The organism is Erwinia sp. AC075 (genome assembly GCF_979253995.1).
On sequence record NZ_CEEDEU010000001.1, the window covers coordinates 557,653 to 575,507 of the forward strand.

At 50.8% G+C, this 17,855-nt stretch carries 13 protein-coding genes and 1 pseudogene; 5 read left to right on the forward strand and 9 right to left on the reverse strand.

The window, feature by feature from the left end:
• Positions 1 to 31: 31 nt before the first annotated feature.
• Together puuR and puuD are read right to left on the reverse strand one after the other, a co-directional pair.
• Complete coding sequence (gene puuR, locus AC0IXH_RS02545; protein WP_013202919.1) at positions 32 to 589, reverse strand: HTH-type transcriptional regulator PuuR; 558 nt, start codon at positions 587 to 589, stop codon at positions 32 to 34.
• Positions 586 to 1,350: a gamma-glutamyl-gamma-aminobutyrate hydrolase gene (puuD, locus tag AC0IXH_RS02550; protein WP_471719886.1), complete on the reverse strand. Its 765-nt coding sequence runs from the start codon at positions 1,348 to 1,350 to the stop codon at positions 586 to 588. Before puuD ends, puuR begins: the two co-directional genes overlap by 4 nt.
• Before the next feature lie 230 nt (positions 1,351 to 1,580).
• On the opposite strand from puuD, the gene AC0IXH_RS02555 reads away from it, so the two are divergent.
• Positions 1,581 to 2,996, forward strand: a complete 1,416-nt coding sequence (locus tag AC0IXH_RS02555) for a glutamine synthetase family protein (protein ID WP_471719887.1) — start codon at positions 1,581 to 1,583, stop codon at positions 2,994 to 2,996.
• Positions 2,997 to 3,428: 432 nt separating this feature from the next.
• Positions 3,429 to 4,784 carry an APC family permease gene (locus AC0IXH_RS02560; RefSeq protein WP_013202916.1) on the forward strand — a complete coding sequence of 452 codons (1,356 nt, stop codon included), beginning with the start codon at positions 3,429 to 3,431 and terminating at the stop codon, positions 4,782 to 4,784.
• An 84-nt stretch (positions 4,785 to 4,868) separates the two neighbouring features.
• Here the strand turns inward: AC0IXH_RS02560 and sbcB are convergent, their stop codons facing one another.
• From sbcB to AC0IXH_RS02580, 4 genes and pseudogenes are all read right to left on the reverse strand, one after another.
• Positions 4,869 to 6,296: an exodeoxyribonuclease I gene (gene sbcB / locus AC0IXH_RS02565; RefSeq protein ID WP_471719888.1), complete on the reverse strand. Its 1,428-nt coding sequence runs from the start codon at positions 6,294 to 6,296 to the stop codon at positions 4,869 to 4,871.
• A 302-nt stretch (positions 6,297 to 6,598) separates the two neighbouring features.
• Positions 6,599 to 7,651, reverse strand: a pseudogene (locus tag AC0IXH_RS02570) (acyltransferase family protein).
• A 412-nt stretch (positions 7,652 to 8,063) separates the two neighbouring features.
• Positions 8,064 to 9,593 carry a glucosyltransferase domain-containing protein gene (locus AC0IXH_RS02575; protein ID WP_471719889.1) on the reverse strand — a complete coding sequence of 510 codons (1,530 nt, stop codon included), beginning with the start codon at positions 9,591 to 9,593 and terminating at the stop codon, positions 8,064 to 8,066.
• A gap of 236 nt (positions 9,594 to 9,829) precedes the next feature.
• The gene (locus AC0IXH_RS02580; protein WP_471719890.1) at positions 9,830 to 10,978 is read right to left on the reverse strand and encodes an acyltransferase family protein; all 1,149 of its coding nucleotides are present in this window, start codon (positions 10,976 to 10,978) and stop codon (positions 9,830 to 9,832) included.
• 272 nt (positions 10,979 to 11,250) lie between these two features.
• Between AC0IXH_RS02580 and dacD the strand changes: the two genes are divergently transcribed.
• On the forward strand, positions 11,251 to 12,420 hold the full coding sequence (gene dacD, locus AC0IXH_RS02585) for a serine-type D-Ala-D-Ala carboxypeptidase DacD (RefSeq protein ID WP_206403995.1): 1,170 nt from the start codon (positions 11,251 to 11,253) through the stop codon (positions 12,418 to 12,420).
• A gap of 35 nt (positions 12,421 to 12,455) precedes the next feature.
• Here the strand turns inward: dacD and AC0IXH_RS02590 are convergent, their stop codons facing one another.
• A complete protein-coding gene (locus AC0IXH_RS02590; RefSeq protein ID WP_471719891.1) occupies positions 12,456 to 13,166 on the reverse strand; it encodes an SDR family oxidoreductase in 711 nt (236 codons plus the stop codon).
• 96 nt (positions 13,167 to 13,262) lie between these two features.
• Here AC0IXH_RS02590 and AC0IXH_RS02595 point away from each other — a divergent pair, with 96 nt between their 5' ends.
• Together AC0IXH_RS02595 and sbmC are read left to right on the forward strand one after the other, a co-directional pair.
• Positions 13,263 to 14,180, forward strand: coding sequence for a LysR family transcriptional regulator (locus AC0IXH_RS02595; RefSeq protein ID WP_013202905.1), 918 nt, complete (start codon positions 13,263 to 13,265; stop codon positions 14,178 to 14,180).
• Between the two features lie 108 nt (positions 14,181 to 14,288).
• Positions 14,289 to 14,756: a DNA gyrase inhibitor SbmC gene (sbmC, locus tag AC0IXH_RS02600; protein WP_013202904.1), complete on the forward strand. Its 468-nt coding sequence runs from the start codon at positions 14,289 to 14,291 to the stop codon at positions 14,754 to 14,756.
• A 109-nt stretch (positions 14,757 to 14,865) separates the two neighbouring features.
• Here the strand turns inward: sbmC and AC0IXH_RS02605 are convergent, their stop codons facing one another.
• Both AC0IXH_RS02605 and AC0IXH_RS02610 read right to left on the reverse strand, forming a co-directional pair.
• Positions 14,866 to 16,092 carry a c-type cytochrome gene (locus AC0IXH_RS02605; protein WP_471719892.1) on the reverse strand — a complete coding sequence of 409 codons (1,227 nt, stop codon included), beginning with the start codon at positions 16,090 to 16,092 and terminating at the stop codon, positions 14,866 to 14,868.
• Complete coding sequence (locus AC0IXH_RS02610; RefSeq protein ID WP_013202902.1) at positions 16,089 to 17,855, reverse strand: GMC family oxidoreductase; 1,767 nt, start codon at positions 17,853 to 17,855, stop codon at positions 16,089 to 16,091. The genes AC0IXH_RS02605 and AC0IXH_RS02610 overlap by 4 nt, the downstream gene beginning before the upstream one ends.

Sequence of the window (17,855 nt, forward strand, 5' to 3'; positions counted from 1 at the left end):
AACTCCCTCCTTTGCTGATCAAGTTCCCGGCTCAGAACGTCGCTGGGGTATGCGCACTGACAATCCGACAAGGCTGTGCGAATGAATTGGTAAAACTGTGGGGCAGGCCGGTATTAATGACGTAGCTCTGCCCGGCGTGCAGCGAATAGCTCTGGCCACTGATGGTCAGGACAATTTGCCCTTCCAGCAGCGTGCCGGTCTCTTCTCCCTGATGACGGATTTTCTCGCCCGTGGTGGCACCGGGTTCATAGGTTTCCAGCAGCATGCCCAAGGTGCGTTCCGGGTTGCCATTGTGAATTAACTTTAACGACACGCCCTGACTGCCAATATCGATCAGCTCATGGGCATCAATCACCACTTTCGGTGCCTCATCCTTTACCGGTTCGGAGAAAAATTCGGAAAGGGACAGACCGTATACCTTTAATAACTTCTGCAGCGTGCTGACCGCAGGGCTGACTTTGTCCTGTTCGATCGTACTGATGGCGCTGTGCGTCAGGCCGGAGAGTTCGGCGACGCGCCGTTGTGACATTCCCATCTGTTGGCGGATTTCCGATAAACGTCGTCCCGGTGCCACAGTGGCTTCGCTCATGGCCTTTTTTCCTCCTGATGCCGTTGGCAGGCGTGAATAAATCCATCGAACAACAGGCGGGATAACGTCGACGTCTCGCTTTGCCATTCCGGATGCCATTGCACCGCAAGAGCAAAAGGATGGTCACGCAGGCTGACGGCCTCAATCAGGCCATCGGCGGCACGCGCCTCGATGCGCAGTGGGGCACCCAGGGTGCGGATCCCCTGTTGATGTAGCGAATTGACCCAGAACTTCTCGCAGCCTTCCACCAGTGGGGAAAGCAGGCCGTCCGGCTCAACGTAAACTTCATGTGCCGGCGCGTATTGTTCGTCCAGCGTTAAGGCTTCATCTTCCCGATGTTCCTGGAAGCCGGGAACCGTGTGCAGCTGGCGATGCAGGCTGCCACCGGTTGCCACCACCAGTTCCTGCAATCCACGACAGATAGCCAGAACCGGCAGACGTTGATAGGTTGCTGCGTTAATTAAGGCAAAGGCCAGCTGGTCGCGACCCGGATCGGCATAATCTTCGGTGCCGGATTCGCCATAGTGGTGAGGTTCGATATTGCTTGGGCTGCCGGTCAGCAGCAGGCCAGACAGCGGAGCCATAGCAATTTCTAATAGATCGGGAGAAGACATCAATCCCTGCGGTAAAGCCAGCGGAACTCCGCCCGCCTGCAGTACGGCTTCGAGATATTTGTTATGCACCATCTGGGTGGGATGACCGCCCTTGTCAATCTGGCACATCACTACGCCAATCAATGGCTTGTTAAATATAATGCCCATCTTTCCCCTCGCGAAGCTGTTCAATATATCTACCGGAAAAGGCGCGTTAGACGCAAATTTGTACAATATATTTTCAATCTAGCAACCGACTGCACAATATTCAAACTGATTTGGCGGCAAAATAAACTTGAATGTAACATTTGCACACTTTTTGTGTTGGCGCTATGTTAGAAATGTGGCTGTTATTTTGAGCAACGCTCAACACTAACCAGACAAAGGCGGGCAGGACTATGACAAATATTGTCGAAGTAGAAGACTTCACGAGACACAGTGAACAGAAACGAACCAGCGCGTTCCAGAATGAAGTGCATGCTTATCTGGAACGCCACCCTGAAACGCAGTACGTCGATATTCTTCTCAACGATCTCAACGGTGTCTTTCGCGGTAAGCGGATCCCCTTCGCTAATCTGACCAAACTCGAGAAAGGCTGTTACTTCCCCGCTTCCGTTTTCGCTATGGACATCCTCGGCAACACCGTAGAAGAAGCCGGTCTGGGCCAGGCACTCGGTGAACCGGACAACATTTGTATTCCCGTCGAAGGCACGTTAATCCCCTCAGCTGCCGATCCTCAACATCTGGCGCAGGTGCTTCTGACCATGCGCAATCAAGATGGTACTCCCTTTGACGTTGAACCCCGGAACGTTCTCAATCACCTCTGGCAACAGTTGCGTAATCGAGGTCTGTTTCCTGTGGTAGCGGTAGAGCTGGAGTTCTATCTGGTCGACAAAAAGCGTGATGCGGAAGGCTTTATTCAGCCACCGTGCGCGCCGGGCAGCGACGAGCGGAATATGCAAAGCCAGGTGTACTCGGTTGATAACCTCGATCACTTCTCCGAGGTGTTAAGCGAGATCGATACGATTGCAAAACAGCAGGGGATCCCCGCCGATGGCGCGCTGGCCGAAGCCTCTCCAGGCCAGTTCGAGATCAATCTTCATCATACGCGCAATGTGCTCAGTGCCTGTGATCATGCTATTCAGTTGAAACGCCTGGTGCGCCAGGTGGCTGAAAACCACGGTATGACCGCCACCTTTATGGCCAAGCCTTATGAGGAATACGCCGGCAGTGGGATGCATGTGCATATCAGCGTGCTGGATGCCGCCGATAATAATGCCTTCGCCTGCGATGACGGCAGCAACTCGCCGCTGTTGAAGCGTGCGCTGGCCGGAATGATCGACCTGATGCCCGCCTCAATGGCGCTGTTAGCGCCGAACGTCAATGCCTATCGCCGTTTTCTGCCCGATGCCTTTGTGCCGTTGCAGGCTTCCTGGGGCCATAACAATCGCACCGTTGCGCTGCGTATTCCCTGCGGAGATATCGATAGCCACCGTATTGAATACCGTGTTGCCGGCGCGGATGCCAATCCCTATCTGGTGATGGCGGCGATTCTGGCCGGTATGCTGCACGGTATTGATAATCAGCTGCCATTACCGCCGGCGATCACCGGAAATGGTCACGAAGCCGACGGCAATCCGTTGCCAATCCGCCAGAGCGACGCGCTGTATGAGTTTGAACAAAGCACTCCGCTGCAAAAGTTGCTGGGTGAGCGTTTCGGCTTTGTATGGCATAGCTGCAAACACCATGAACTGATGCATTTCGAACGCCTGATTACGTCAACAGAAATCGACTGGATGCTGAAAAACGCCTGATGGAGGGCCATTAAGATGACGCAAAGCAACCGCAAGCAAAGAAATTGTTACTGAAGGCCTTAACCTCTTGTCATCCTGCCTCCGTCTGGTGCAGAATATGCGCCCTGCAAAATGAATCCATAACCGTCGCTTATGCGCCGGTTATTTTTTTGCAGAAAACACATTCGCATTTAAGAGGCCGGTCCAGAACCGGATAGATAGTCGCTTTTAGCACGCACGGACGTGCTATGTTGAGGATAAGATTGATGGGGCTACACTTTATTACTCCAGTTCACGCCGGTATCCGCCAGCGTGATGACTACGGCGCCGCGGCAGGCACCACTTTCACCCACTCCTGCCAGTCCGTTTCCCAATGTAAGAACAGCTCTCGCAATGCGCGAAGTTTCCCTGTGGTTCAACCCAGAACGGTTGATGCTATGGGGAGGCTGAATCATGTCGCTTAATCCTCAAACGTCCCGTCCACAACTGAAAAAAACGCTGACATTATTGCCTGTGGTAATGATGGGGTTGGCCTATATGCAGCCAATGACCCTGTTTGATACCTTCGGCATTGTCTCTGGCCTGACCGATGGTCACGTGGCCACGGCTTACGCGTTCGCGTTAATCGCCATTCTGTTTACAGCGCTGAGCTATGGCAAGTTGGTCCGTCGCTTCCCATCCGCGGGTTCGGCCTATACCTACGCTCAGAAAGCTATCAGCCCACACGTCGGTTTTATGGTGGGCTGGTCATCGCTGCTGGACTACCTGTTCATGCCGATGATCAACATTCTGCTGGCTAAAATTTACTTCGAAGCCCTGGTGCCGGGTATCCCGTCATGGATCTTCGTGGTGATGCTGGTCGGCTTTATGACCCTTTCCAACCTGAAAGGCATCAAAACCGTCGCCAACTTCAACAGCGTGATCGTGGTGCTGCAGGTGGTGGTGATGGTCGCCATTATGGCAATGGTGGTGTATGGCGTAGCGCACGGCGAAGGTGCCGGCACGCTGGTCAGCAGCAAACCATTCTGGTCTGAGAATGCGCACGTGGTACCGATGATCACCGGTGCGACCATATTGTGCTTCTCGTTCCTGGGCTTCGACGGCATCAGTTCGCTGTCTGAAGAGACCAAAGATGCAGAGCGCGTCATCCCTAAAGCAATCTTCCTGACGGCACTGATCGGTGGGGTGATTTTTGTGGTGGTGTCGTACTTCCTGCAACTTTACTTCCCGGACATTTCACGCTTCAAGGATCCTGACGCGTCACAGCCAGAGATCATGCTGTACGTGGCAGGCAAAGCCTTCCAGTTCGGCATTCTGATATTCTCCTGTGTCACCGTTCTGGCGTCCGGTATGGCGGCACATGCAGGCGTATCCCGCCTGATGTATGTGATGGGCCGTGACGGCGTCTTCCCGGAGCGCTTCTTCGGTTATATCCATCCGAAATGGCGTACCCCGGCGTTGAACGTGCTGCTGGTTGGCGCAATCGCCCTGTCGTCTATCACCTTTGATTTGGTGACCGCGACGGCGTTGATTAACTTTGGTGCGCTGGTGGCGTTTACCTTTGTTAACCTGTCGGTGATTTCGCAGTTCTGGATCCGCGAAGGCCGTAACAAGACGCTGAAAGATAACGTCAACTTCCTGCTGTTGCCGCTGTGCGGTGCGTTAACGGTAGGTGCGTTGTGGATCAACCTGGAAGAGAGCTCGATGATTCTGGGTCTGGTGTGGGGCACGATTGGTCTGATTTATCTGGCCTTCGTCACCCGCAGCTTCCGCAACCCGGTGCCGCAGTGCACTGAAGAGCCGATGTAATTTCTGGCGATGTTGCAAAAGGAAAGGGCGCTTCGGCGCCCTTTTTCGATCGTGCTATTTGACGAACAGTTCAGCCAGAGGCCGTCAAGACACCAGTTCTCGCGCATAGTCGAACAAGGCCTTCAGCTGGGCGAGTTTCGCCTCATCGCCTTCATACTGATTGAACAGCATTTCCAACTCCTGCACATAGCTTTGCACTCGCTCCGGGTTCAAGGCTTCGCGACGATGCTGCAACCAGCGCTTCTGTTCGGCTTCATCGAGCGTGCCGGGATAGTTACGGGCACGGAAGCGGAACAGCAGTTTTTCAATGCGTGCATCGTTAAATGTCAGATCCAGCGCGGGTAAATTCTCCGGCAGCGTCTGCTGAATAATGTTCATGGTGTTGCGATCGGCATCGCTGAAGAAGCCGTCATACAGCTGGGCATCTACGTCGCTGGAGCCGGCGAAAGGCTCGGCTTCAGCGAATAACGCTACCACTTTTTCCCGCACTTCCGGATGCTGACGCAGTATCGCGAGGTTATCCAGGCAACGCTTGCGATCGATCCCCAAACGTTCAGCATCTTCAGGACGCAGCGTATTGGCCGGCGCCACCACCGGGCATTTGTTGATATGCATCAGCTTGACCGGCACCGGCGCGTTATCACCCAGCTCATCGCGGCGGGTATATAAACGCTCACGCAGGGTATCTGCATCCAGCTCCAGCAGGGGAGTGATATCCCCGGCCAAATCACAGGTAATCAACGCATTTTTATTGACCGGGTGCCACGCCAGCGGGGCAATCCAGCTGGTGTTGCCACGAAACGCGCCAAACATTCCGGAGATATGCACCAGCGGCTTCATCTGCGGAATATCAATCAGCGCAGTGATCTTGTTCTTATTGCGATGGGTGAAAAGGAAGTCATACAGGCGCGGCTGCTTCTCTTTCACCAGCTTTGCCATCGCGATAGTCGCGTATACATCAGACATCGCATCATGCGCATTCTCATGGGAAACGCCGTTGGCTTTAGTGAGATGCTCCAGACGGAAACTCGGCAAACCGTCATCATTTTCTGGCCACGCGATCCCTTCAGGACGCAATGCGTAGCAGGCTCGCATCACATCCAGCAAATCCCAGCGGCTATTACCGTGCTGCCAGGCCCAGCCATAGGGATCATAGAAGTTGCGATAGAGCAGGTTGCGCGTGACCTCATCATCAAACCGCACATTGTTATAGCCAACGATGCAGGTATTAGGCTCGCTGAACAGCGCATGAATACGTTTGGTGAAAGCAGCCTCGGAAATTCCTTTAGCTTTCGCCAACTGAGGGGTAATCCCGGTGATCATCACCGCTTCCGGCTGCGGCAGGTAGTCATCCGCAGGCTGACAGTAGAACACCTCAGGCTCACCGATGATGTTGAAGTCCATGTCGGTTCGGATCCCGGCGAACTGCGCAGGGCGGTCCAGCGACGGGCTTTTGCCGAAGGTCTCATAGTCATGGAACAGGAAGGTGGGCTGCTTCGTTTCGTTTTTCACTGTCTTCAATTGCCTAAGTTTTGTTATGTAGATGGTAGGTTTTCCCCGATACCACAAACTGAGGCTACGCATGAAAAGGCCGTATCTCAAGCAGGAATTGTGAAATCATCCAACCGGATTAGGGGATATCATTAAAAAAGTGCGAAAAACTAAATTTTTGATACATAGCAAGCAAACTGATGCAGTAAAACATTGCAAAATTAATGGATACATTATAAATGCTTTTAAATAATTTGATACATCTTTGAATCCAGAATTTTCTTGCCCCAGAGAGCATAGTAGAATAACACAACGTCCGGGTTCTATTTGCTTAATATTAATTTGGCCATCAATTTATGTCTGGATTTTTCAATTGGCTTCTCAATTAGAGAGTAAACTATCCAACCAAGTAAGATGGCTAAGAATGGGGCCATTATTGAATACGCTAAACTCTCTTTGTGATTAATAAGTAGTTGCGTATAAATCAACCAATGAAATATATATATAGAAAAACTCCATCTACCTAAATAAGTAAGGGGTTTTATTGTGAGTATTTTGTTGAATATGGTTTGACTACTTAATGAAAAATAAATTAATGCAGCCCACGCTAATCCAAAGTGTAAGTGTTTATCAAGAAGGTAATTGTCTACTGGTATACCTAAGAAATACATTCTTACACCCGGGATTGAAAATATAACACCAATTATAATAACTAAAATTCCAGATGTTGCTACCCAAGACTTAGAAGTTAAACCATCACGTATTAGGAATGAAACCACTATACCTGGGACGAACGCCGAGATGTAATCTGTCATGTTTGTCGAGCTTGATGAAACCGAAGAATATGGATAGAAATATTGATGAGTAATAATTATTACCATTGAAATAACATATAACCCTAATCGTCCAAATTTATTATGGAATTTAGATAGGATAAACACGATTATTGGAAGTATGAAGTAGAATTTAAATTCAACGGCTACTGTCCATAGGTGTCCCCATGGTGAATTGAGTTTGAGAAGAAGGTATGCAAAATCAATAGTTTAATAATCTAATGAATAATATACGATAACCGCAATTACGTATAAAGGTATAATTCTTAAAAATCTCCCTAAGAAATAAGATATGATTTGGTTGATTCCAAAGCGATTATTAATAAAATTGGATGTTAAAAGCAATGCGCTTAGAGCGAAAAATAACCATACGCCTATTTTCCCAGTACCTGGTATTAATGAGCCAATTTTAGGGAAGAACATACCAGTACTGTGAGCAACAAGAACAATTAGCACAGCCAATCCCCTTATACCGTTTGCAGTAGGGAACGCTAACCTAGGGTGAGTTGAAGCCGAGTCGATATCTGTCACTATAATTCTCATATGATTGTGTTACATTGATTATAAAAAACTTAAGCTGTTAAAAATAATGAGCCCTTCAGAAATGGAATCCTCGGCACAAGCGCTTGTTTTGTAGAGCATCGTGGCTGGTTACAATAAACATTTTCAAGTTAAAATGATCGATTCTGATGTTTTCAATGCTGTTTATGCTTATAAATCTTATTTATTTTATGAGGTTATCACTTAGTTCATAATCTATAGAAAGCAAAATGATTGTGATTTTTTCCGCCATTAACCATTAAACAACTTAAAATGAAAAAAATATAATTTGACGATTGTAACTTTTTAGTAAATTACCCTCTGTAACCAATAACAATGCACGATTAGTTTATTTTATTATTTGAATGCAACTCTAAGAAAAAGCAGGCACTTAATTCAATCGGTACTTTAATGATTATCTACATCTTGATGAGTCGATGTTTTTATAGATGCCATTGATGCAATTGCCTGGGTTATTACCAAGTTTAACAACTATTATTCCATTTAAATTCATTATTCCTCCTTTCTTTGGCCAAACAGGAGCTGTTTTGATCTCCTCCCTGTACGCAGCCAGGTCAGAGTATAGTACAGGAACAATATTAGCTAATTCCTGACTTTGCATGAAAGCAGTTATTCTTGCTGAGTTACCACCATCCCAGTTCAAAAATGACGAGCTGAACATGTCGGAATTTTGAAGTTTATTCATTGGCTGTAAATCCAGCCCGCCAAAGAAGTAAATTTTAGTGGGTGCTGATAAATTCACATTTTGTGTTCTTTCGATGTCTGCAGAAATGTTCGATGCCAGGCGATAATCTCTATTGTATGACAAATAATCTGAGTAAAACAATTTACTGGATGCAGCCGTGCCACAGAGTAAAATCACCACAGGGAAGATAAATAACACGTTTTTTCTTTTTGTTTCTATAAATAACATTGAACTGATAATTGCAAACGACAGCGGTAAGGATGTCATTGCCCGAGCAGCAAGATAACCGCCAACGATAATATTAAATATAAAGGATGATGCCACTATCAACATAGCAAGTACTGTAATCTGTATCTTCCATTTTTTATTTTTGATGAAAATTTTTGCGATAAAAGCAATCACTATGAGGCTAGATAATGAGAATGTGTTAAGCCCATAGGGGGCATTAAACGTAAAATAAGTTAAAATAAACTGGAATGTACTATGTAACGTATCACTGAAGTCGGCATGCAGCCAACCGATTAAATTCAAAAAATATGAGTCTGAGCTTACTCCATAATAATTCTGAACGACTCTTGTGATAATACTATAAAGTACTACGGCACTGACGGAGTTAATAATAAGCTTTACTGTATTTTTCATATTGGCAGGCGACACATCATTTCTCATATAAGAAATTGCCAAATGAGAAAAATAGAGTGTTACCGGCATTAAAACTATTGATTGGTAGATGGATATTGAAAATGCATAAAGTAAAGTTGGCAATGCTATTGATGAAATAAAACTATTGTAGTTGAATGTAAAATAAACCACTAAAGATGATGTAAGAATTGATATAGCCAGTGTATCAGACTGATTTGTAAATTGTAACTGATAAGCAAATTGTGGCAGTGCGATATAGAGTATTGAGAAAAATAGTGCAGTTTTAAAATCTAACTTCAGTGATTTTACGATTACTGCAGAAGAAAGAGAAAGTGCTATCAATGAAATCAAGGTTGTGAAAAATGGAACAAAGGGTTCTGGTAATATCAACGTTTTGAGTAAAGCATGACCCCATCTACCCATACTGATGGTATGTAGAATGTTATCATTGAATTCTTCATCTATTGATAATGTGAAATGCGTAAGTTCGAATCCATACACAATCATGCTGGATAATAATGATACAATAAAACTCGCAATGAAAATGTAACTAGCAGAGCTTCGGTTTGACAGGCAGTTCATCTCTTTGTAATTCATTGTTCATTTCCGGCACTAACATTAAACTTGTTGTTTTTAAACATCGGCCTTAAATTGACCCCGATAGTTCTGATGATTTCCAGATTTAAGCCACACACATTAGCGACTTGAAGTCTTTGCTGCAAAGGGAAAAAAACATATCGAGGATAAGAGGAAGTGAATTTTTTATAAATGTATGATATATAATGTTATTTTAATGAAGCATTCACTTCCTTGTGAATGTTGGTTAGGCAGTTTTAACCCGCTACATCCCTCACCACAGGCCGTTGTCCCAGCACCTTCTTCCCAATCAGAATCCCAGGCTTTTCAACGTAGCGATAGAGCAACGATCCTAACGCATAGGTAATCGGGATGCAGATGGCACAGACCGTGACGAATCGCATCATGTCGCTCTTACCGCCCAGACCGGTGTGGGTCAGCAGCAGCGCAATGGCTGGGATCACAATCAACAGGTGCAGCAGATAGACCGAGAAGGACACATCGCCCAACCAGGTGCTGACGCGGTTGTTCAACAGTTTGCGGGGCAGGGCAATGACTTTGGTCATCAGGCTGCCTTCGGCGTATTGCCAGAGGATCGCGGCCATGCCGACAATCATCAGCACTTCCATCACCAGCTGCAGCGGAATGTCTTCCAGACCAATCACCTTACTGGCAACCGGACCCAGCAGCGCAAAGGCAACATACAGCAGCGCTTTACGGCGCACGGCTTCAGCCAGCAGCATGCCGGACAGGAACATATTCAGCTTTATCAGGATCATTGAAGGCATCTCGAACGCTTCATAGTAATCCGCCAGCACATAGCGGCCCACGCAGCACAGCACCATAAAGCCAATCAGCGAGGTGGCGTAGCCAAAGCGCATGGTCACCAGCATGATGAACGGGAACAACAGATAGAACTGCATCTCCAGTCCGATACTCCAGTCTGGCAGCACGGTATTAAAACCGTAAGCCGGTAACAGGCCGAACAGGAAGCTGAAATGGGTCAGGATATTTGCCAGCGACTGATCCGAGTAGCGCGATGACTCGGTTGCCGTGCCGGAATAGAAGTGGGCGATGGTGTCGCGCATCTCACCAAACCACGGGCCGTATACCAGCGCGATAATCAGCAGTAAATAGTAGAGCGGGGCGATACGGAAAAAACGGCGCGTCCAGAAGGTCTTGATGGTGCTGGCGCTCTGCCACGGCTCTTTATGTTGGCGCTCAACATAGTTTTTGGCCATCAGGTAGCCAGAGAGAAGAATAAAGAGATCCACACCAATGCCAGGTGAGGAGATCAGCGTGATATGGCAATGAATCAGTAAACTGATATGACCAACCAGAACCCAGAGTGACGCGATGCCTCGCAACCCCTCAAGTTCTGTAGACCAGCCTCGTGTGGCAGACATAGTAAATCCTCATACTTGTGTAAATTTTCGTAAGCCAAGCGTAAAGGACATGTCAGCTGAAACAAGGTCTGTTGTTCCTAAAGTAAAATTTATCAGAATATCCCTGGGCTTTTGTTAATGGCTGGTTGTGCCGTTGATAACTTTCGCTCAACTAATCACCAATCTAATCGACTGAAAATTAATATTTTCTTGCAATTTATTCATACAATGATGCACAGGATCCCGTAAAACAGGCTGGTTTTTTTACACAGCAGATTATTGAGGGTGTTCCGTTGAAGAAGCGTCAGCTTGCAAGTATTAGTGTGGTTTTGGCTTTTGCCTCCCTGGCTCATGCCGATGACAATCCGTTGGCCTTTCCTATGACGCCTCCTTCTGTCGATGCCGCTTCCTGGGTATTGATGGATGCCACTACCGGCCAGGTGTTAACCCAGGGCAACGCCGATGAGCGTCGCAATCCAGCCAGCCTCACCAAGCTGATGACGGGATATGTGGTCGACCGTGCGATCGATGCCAGGCGCATCACGCGTGATGACATGGTAACGATAGGGCAGGATGCATGGGGCGCGGGCAATCCCGTGTTTAAAGGATCGTCGTTGATGTTCCTGAAGCCGGGCGAGAAAGTTTCCGTCCGCGATCTGAGCCGTGGCGTGATTATTGACTCCGGTAACGATGCCTGTGTTGCGCTGGCCGATTATGTCGCGGGCAGCCAGTCAGCTTTTGTTGATCAGATGAACCAGTACGTCACCAAGCTGGGCCTGACCAATACCCATTTCGAAACCGTTCATGGTCTGGATGCGCCGGGTCAGTTCACGACCGCCGGGGATTTGGCGAAGCTTTCCCGGGCGATTATTTCCGGCGAGCCCGATTTTTATCAGATGTATGGCGAAAAATCCCTCACCTGGAACGGCATCACCCAGCAGAATCGTAACGGTTTGTTATGGGATAAAACCCTACACGTCGACGGTCTGAAAACCGGTCACACCGAAAGCGCCGGTTTTAATATCATTGCTTCCAGCGTGGACGGACAGCGTCGTCTGATTGCGGTGATCATGGGCGGAAAAAGTACCAAAGGGCGTGAAGAGCAGGCGCGTAAACTGCTGACCTGGGGCCAGAACAATTTCGATACCGTGCAGCTGTTCCATGCCGGCAAAGAAATTGGTCATGAAAACGTCTGGTACGGCAATCCGCATCAGGTCTCCGTCGGCAGCGATAAAGATGTTTATCTGGCCCTGCCGCGTGATGAAGTGAAAAAGATTAAAGCGAAATACGTTATCGATCGCAAAGATCTGGAAGCACCACTGAAAGCCCATGAGCAGGTGGGATCGATTCAACTGGTTGATGGCGACAAGACGCTGGCGTCTTATCCGCTGGTTGCCCTGCAGGAAGTGAAGGAAGCAGGCATCATTACCCGCATCGAAGACTACATCAAACAGAAGCTGTAAGTGAAACAGGCGGCCCGCAATGGGCCGCCTGCTGCTTAAGGCTTGATGGCACCACCGCCATCCACTAGCACGGTTGAACCGGTGGTGTAGGCATTTCCGGCCAGAAACAGCACCGCCCGCGCCACATCTTCCGGCTGCCCCAGCGTTTTGGCGGGTAACGATTCGCGCAGGGTGGCAAAGAGTTGCTCCCGGGCGACGTCCTCCATGCCAGCCCACAGCGGCGTCTCAATCACGCCAGGGGAAACGGTATTTACCCGCACCGGCGAAAGCTCCAGCGCCAGACCACGTCCTAATGATTCCAGCGCCGCGTTGATGGCGCCCTGCAACACCGATTTGCCCGGACGGACGCTCAAAAATCCCGACACAAAGGTCAGCGAGCCGCGTTCGGCAATTTTGGCTGCCCGGGCAACCCTGTAGGCTCCCCAAAACTTACTTTCCATTGCGCTGTAAGCGCTGTCCAGCGGCAGACTTTTCACCGGTCCGCCCGGCGTCTGTGCTGCTGAAATCGCAATATGATCCCAGGCCGGATGCGCAGCAAAGAACTGTTCAATCTGCTGATTGTCGGCGGTATCCAGCACGGCAACTTCGACGTCTCCCAGTCGGGCTGCGGCTGCCTGCAGCTTATCCAGACTGCGTGAGGCAATGGTCACCCTGGCACCTTCAGCCACGAATGCCGCCGCGATGGCTTCACCGATCCCGGAACTGCCGCCGACCACTAATACTTGCTGTTGTTTAAAAGTCATCATCTTCTCCTCAGGTTTTCCTCAAGCTTATGCCTCTCGCTTTCTTGACGGAATATGCAACACTTGCAAGGGATTGTTGCCGCTACATTGAGAATCACTATGCTGAAAGATATCCGTGACATCGCCTTATTCAACGCCATCGTCGCCTGTGGTTCACTCTCTGCGGCCGGGCGACAGCTGGGATTATCGCTGGCTGTGGTCAGCAAAAGGCTGACGCAAATGGAGCAGCAGCTTGGCGTGCGTCTGTTTCATCGCACCACGCGGCATGTCTCGCTGACCGACGAAGGGTTGGTGTTTACCGAACATGCTCTGCGGCTGCAGCAGGAGCTGGACTCGATTGAGAGTGCGCTCTCATCAAGGCAGGGCAAAGCCAGCGGCACCTTGCGCATTACCTCTTCGCACAGTATGGGCCAGCGCTGGCTGTCGCCGATTGTTACCCGATTTATGCAACAGCATCAGAGCGTCAAATTGCATCTGCATCTGAGCGACCGGGTGATCGATCTGGCGGCCAGCGGCTACGATTTGGCAATACGCTACGGCGCGCTGGCGGATTCCCGGCTGGTCGCACGGGAACTGGTGCCAAATCAGCGCGTGCTCTGCGCGTCTCCTGCGTATCTGCAGCAGGCCGGTGAGCCTCTGTCACTGGAGGAGTTAAGCGCGCACAGCTGCATTATCTCTGGCGATAACCCGGTCACCGAGTGGACCTTTGGCGCCGGAGAATCTCAGCGCAGCGTACAGATCAACGCCCGTTTTCACGTCAATACCGGTGAGGCTGCACACGGCCTGGCACTGCACGGTGCCGGGATCGTGGTGAAATCTGTCTGGGATGTGGCAGACGACCTCAAATCCGGCAAGCTGGTGCAGGTTCTCACTGACCATCCTCTTCCCGCCGCGCCACTGCATGCGATCTGGTTGAATGGCAAGCAACAGCCTCCGCGCGTGCGGCTGTTTGTCGACTATCTGCGCGAGGCGCTCGCCCAGCAGTGGCAGGATTTCAGCCTGACCCGGCCCGACTAAAGTCTTTTGCTGGCTGGCTCGCAAAACAACATTTCAGCGGCTTTTTTGCTCGATCATCTACACTTCTGACTGTATGTTTAACCAGTTATCCTAATGAGGAACAAGAAGATGAATGTTGAAATCGTTGAGCGTGAAGAGAGCAAAACAGCCGGTTTTCATCTTGTGGGCCCGTGGGAAGTCACCGCGCCCGAAGGCTTTGACAAACTGGTGGCCTGGACCAGCAAGCATAATGTGATGGGCCCATGGATGGGCGTGTATCACGGTAATCCGCGGGCGGTGCCAGCGGAAGAGCTGAAAATTGAAACGGTGATCGGCGTGCCGACCGACTTCGAGCTGCCTGAAGGGAGTGAGGGCGCCAGGCTCAGCATCATTCCCGCCGGAACCTATGCGATGAATCTGGTGCATGTGAACGACGGTGATTTCACCAAACCCTGGTATGCCTTCTTTGATGAGTGGCTGCCGGACAGCGGGTATGTGATGGCGGAAGGGCCCTGTTTTGATCACTACCTGAACGACGGTTCGCAGAGCGGCGAATGGGATATCGAGCTCTATATTCCGGTCAGCAAAGCGGAATAAAAATGAAAGAGCAGCGCAATCACTCACGCTGCTCTTATTGCGAACCCTGCAATCGGCTTAGCCGGTTTACCGTGCAGGTTTTAACCCTGCAGCAAGCATCCGGGGCACGCTATTTACGCAGTTCTTCCTTCAGGTCCTCCACATCGCCAGCGCTGACCGGTGATGCGGCATTACCCCAGCTGTTGCGAACGTAGGTAATGACATCGGCCATTTCCTCATTGCTTAGGGTGCCGGCAAACGAAGGCATCGCTGGCGCGGTTGGACGGGTATCCGTATCCACGCCACGGCTGCCCGCAACCACCACATGGATCAGCGAGGTGGCGTTCGGCGCATTCACCAGCGGGTTATTGGCCAGCTGAGGGAAGATATTCTTACCGCCCTGGCCCTGAGGCGCATGGCAGGCAGAACATTTTGCTTCATAAATCGTTGCACCGGTTTTCATCCGACTGTCGTCTGCGGCCAGTGCTGCCGGCTTGTCATCGCCCTGTTTTGGCGAGGCTTTCAGGTAGGTGGCGACCGCTTTCAGATCCTCGTCGCGCCAGTATTGCGTCGAGTTCTTCACCGCATCCGCCATCGGCCCGGACGCGATGTCATACCGGTTTACGCCGGTACGCAGATAGCTGACGATATCTTCCTGCGTCCATTTGCCTAAACCGGCATGCTCATCGCTGGTCAGATTCGGTGCCCACCAGCCTTCGACCACCGCGCCGGACAGGAACGCGCTGTTCTTGTCACCGCCGAGGATGTTTTTCGGCGTATGGCAGGTTCCGCAATGGCCTAACCCTTCAACCAGGTAAGCGCCACGGTTCCATTCCGCCGATTTGCTCATATCCGGCTTGAATTCGCCATTATCGAAGTTCATCCAGTTCCAGACAATCAGACTGGTACGGACGTTAAACGGAAAGGGCAGCTGGTTGGACTCAATTTCCTGATGGATGGGTTGCAGGCTCTGCAAATACGCCCACAGGTCAGCGTTATCCTGGCGGGAGACTTTGGTATAGGCGGTGAACGGCATGGCGCCGTAAAGCCGCTTGCCACCGTGGCCAATCCCTTCGGACATGGCGCGCTGGAAGTCATCAAAACTCCAGTTGCCGATACCGGTTTCACGATCGGGAGTAATGTTGGCACCAACCAGTTTACCGAAAGGCGTGTTCAGGCCAACGCCACCGGCGAACGGTTTTTTCGGATCGACGGTATGGCAGGCGGTACAGTCACCCAGCGTGGCGATATAGCGGCCACGTTCAATCTGATCGTATTCCGGCTGTGCCCAGGCTTCAGAAACGCCGAGCACCGCGAGTGAGATCGCAGCCAGTGCGAAAAGCGTGCGCTTTTTCATGCGGTAATCATCTCCCCTGGACGTTTCAGATAGTACTGGCGGATATCGTGCGCGGCTTTGAAGGCCAACGCGCCGACGGTGCCAGTCGGGTTATATCCCGGGTTTTGCGGGAAGGCAGACGCACCGACTACAAACAGATTCGGCACGTCCCAGACCTGCAGATGCTTGTTCACCGAGCTGTTCGACGGATCGGCACCCATTACAAAGCCGCCGCAAACGTGGGAAGACTGATAGGGCACGCTGTTCCAGTGGCCGCTGGTCGGCTTGGAAACGATCTGGCGCGGATTCATGGTTTTGGCAATTTCCGCCACTTTTCCGGTGCAGTACTGCGCCATACGCAGATCGTTTTCCGGGAAGTCGAAGGTGATACGCAGCAACGGACGACCGTGCGGATCCTTGTAGTTCGGATCCAGCGACAGATAGTTAGTGCGTTGGGTATAGCTGCTGGCCTCACACCCGATTGACATGGTGCTGAGGTAATTCTTCACCGTGGCCTTCTTCCAGTCAGATCCCCATTTTGGCGTGCCTGGCGGTACCGGGCGGCTGTTGATGGGCGCTGCGCCAATTGGCGTCACGCGAATACTGCCGCCGCCGAAGAAGCCCAGCCCGCTGTGGTCGAAGTTATCGTTATTGAAATCATCAATGCCCATCCCGACGGCACCGGCACCGATAAACGGGTTGAAGTTCTTGTCATCGAAGAACAGGGTGACGCCGTTCGCGGTCTGGTAGGCGTAGTTCCGGCCGGTGGTACCGGTGTTGGTCACCGGATCGTAGGCTTTGCCGATGTTGGAGAGCAGCATCAGACGCACGTTCTCGAAGGTATAGGCTGCGACGATCACTAAATCCGCAGGCTGTTCCCATTCATCGCCGCTGGAGTCGATAAAGGTGACGCCGGTGGCTTTTTTACCGGTGGAGTCGGTTAAGACCTGCAACACTTCGCTGCTGGTATGCGCGGTGAAGTTGGGTTTGCGCATCAGGGCTGGCAGAACGGTGGTGATGGCGCTGGCCTTGGAGTAGTTAGCGCAACCGTAGTTGGTGCAGTAGCCACAGAAGGTACAGGGCCCCATGGTCACGCCATACGGGTTGGTGTAGGCCTCGGACACCAGCGATGAAGGCACGGCAAAGGCGTTATAGCCCATATTGCGGGCGGCTTCGGCAAACAGCGTCGGGCCGTAAGGCTGTTTCATTGGTGGCGTCGGATATTCACCGGAGCGGGAGCCTTCAAACTGGTTGCCGCCTGCCTGCTTCACGCCATTAATCACGCCCGCTTTGCCGGACGTACCGGCAACACGTTCGAACTGCATATAGTGCTTTTCAATTTCGTCCCAATCCATGCCCCAGTCCTGCAGCGACAGATCGGAAGAGATGGCATTTGCACCATAACGTTCGGTCAGGTGACTGCGCAGGCGAAACTCTTCCGGCTGGAAACGGAAGGTAATTCCCGCCCAGTGGTTGCCCGCGCCGCCGGTGCCGTTACCGGGGTGGAAAGATCCCCAACTGCGCATCGGTAAGGCAGTCTGTGAAGGATTGTTACGCATGGTGCAGGTGTTCTGGCGGGTGCGCAGCATCAGCTCTTCACGTTGCACATAACGCAGCTCATCGGTAATGGTGGCAACGTTGAAGTCCCGCGCCGTATCGCGCCACGGTCCGCGTTCAATGCCGACAATGTTTAACCCTTCATCGGCCAGTTCATTGGCGATGATCGAGCCAGCCCAGCCCAGGCCGATGATGACCACATCGGTTTTTGGTAGTTTGGTCGCCAT

Bases quoted from the DNA above. Each gene is read 5' to 3' on its own strand.
- puuR (WP_013202919.1), bottom strand. From the start codon at position 589: ATGAGCGAAGCCACTGTGGCACCGGGACGACGTTTATCGGAAATCCGC.
- puuD (WP_471719886.1), bottom strand. From the start codon at position 1,350: ATGGGCATTATATTTAACAAGCCATTGATTGGCGTAGTGATGTGCCAG.
- AC0IXH_RS02555 (WP_471719887.1), top strand. From the start codon at position 1,581: ATGACAAATATTGTCGAAGTAGAAGACTTCACGAGACACAGTGAACAG.
- AC0IXH_RS02560 (WP_013202916.1), top strand. From the start codon at position 3,429: ATGTCGCTTAATCCTCAAACGTCCCGTCCACAACTGAAAAAAACGCTG.
- AC0IXH_RS02575 (WP_471719889.1), bottom strand. From the start codon at position 9,593: ATGAATTACAAAGAGATGAACTGCCTGTCAAACCGAAGCTCTGCTAGT.
- AC0IXH_RS02580 (WP_471719890.1), bottom strand. From the start codon at position 10,978: ATGTCTGCCACACGAGGCTGGTCTACAGAACTTGAGGGGTTGCGAGGC.
- AC0IXH_RS02590 (WP_471719891.1), bottom strand. From the start codon at position 13,166: ATGATGACTTTTAAACAACAGCAAGTATTAGTGGTCGGCGGCAGTTCC.
- AC0IXH_RS02595 (WP_013202905.1), top strand. From the start codon at position 13,263: ATGCTGAAAGATATCCGTGACATCGCCTTATTCAACGCCATCGTCGCC.
- sbmC (WP_013202904.1), top strand. From the start codon at position 14,289: ATGAATGTTGAAATCGTTGAGCGTGAAGAGAGCAAAACAGCCGGTTTT.
- AC0IXH_RS02605 (WP_471719892.1), bottom strand. From the start codon at position 16,092: ATGAAAAAGCGCACGCTTTTCGCACTGGCTGCGATCTCACTCGCGGTG.
- AC0IXH_RS02610 (WP_013202902.1), bottom strand. From the start codon at position 17,855: ATGGCGACCAAACTACCAAAAACCGATGTGGTCATCATCGGCCTGGGC.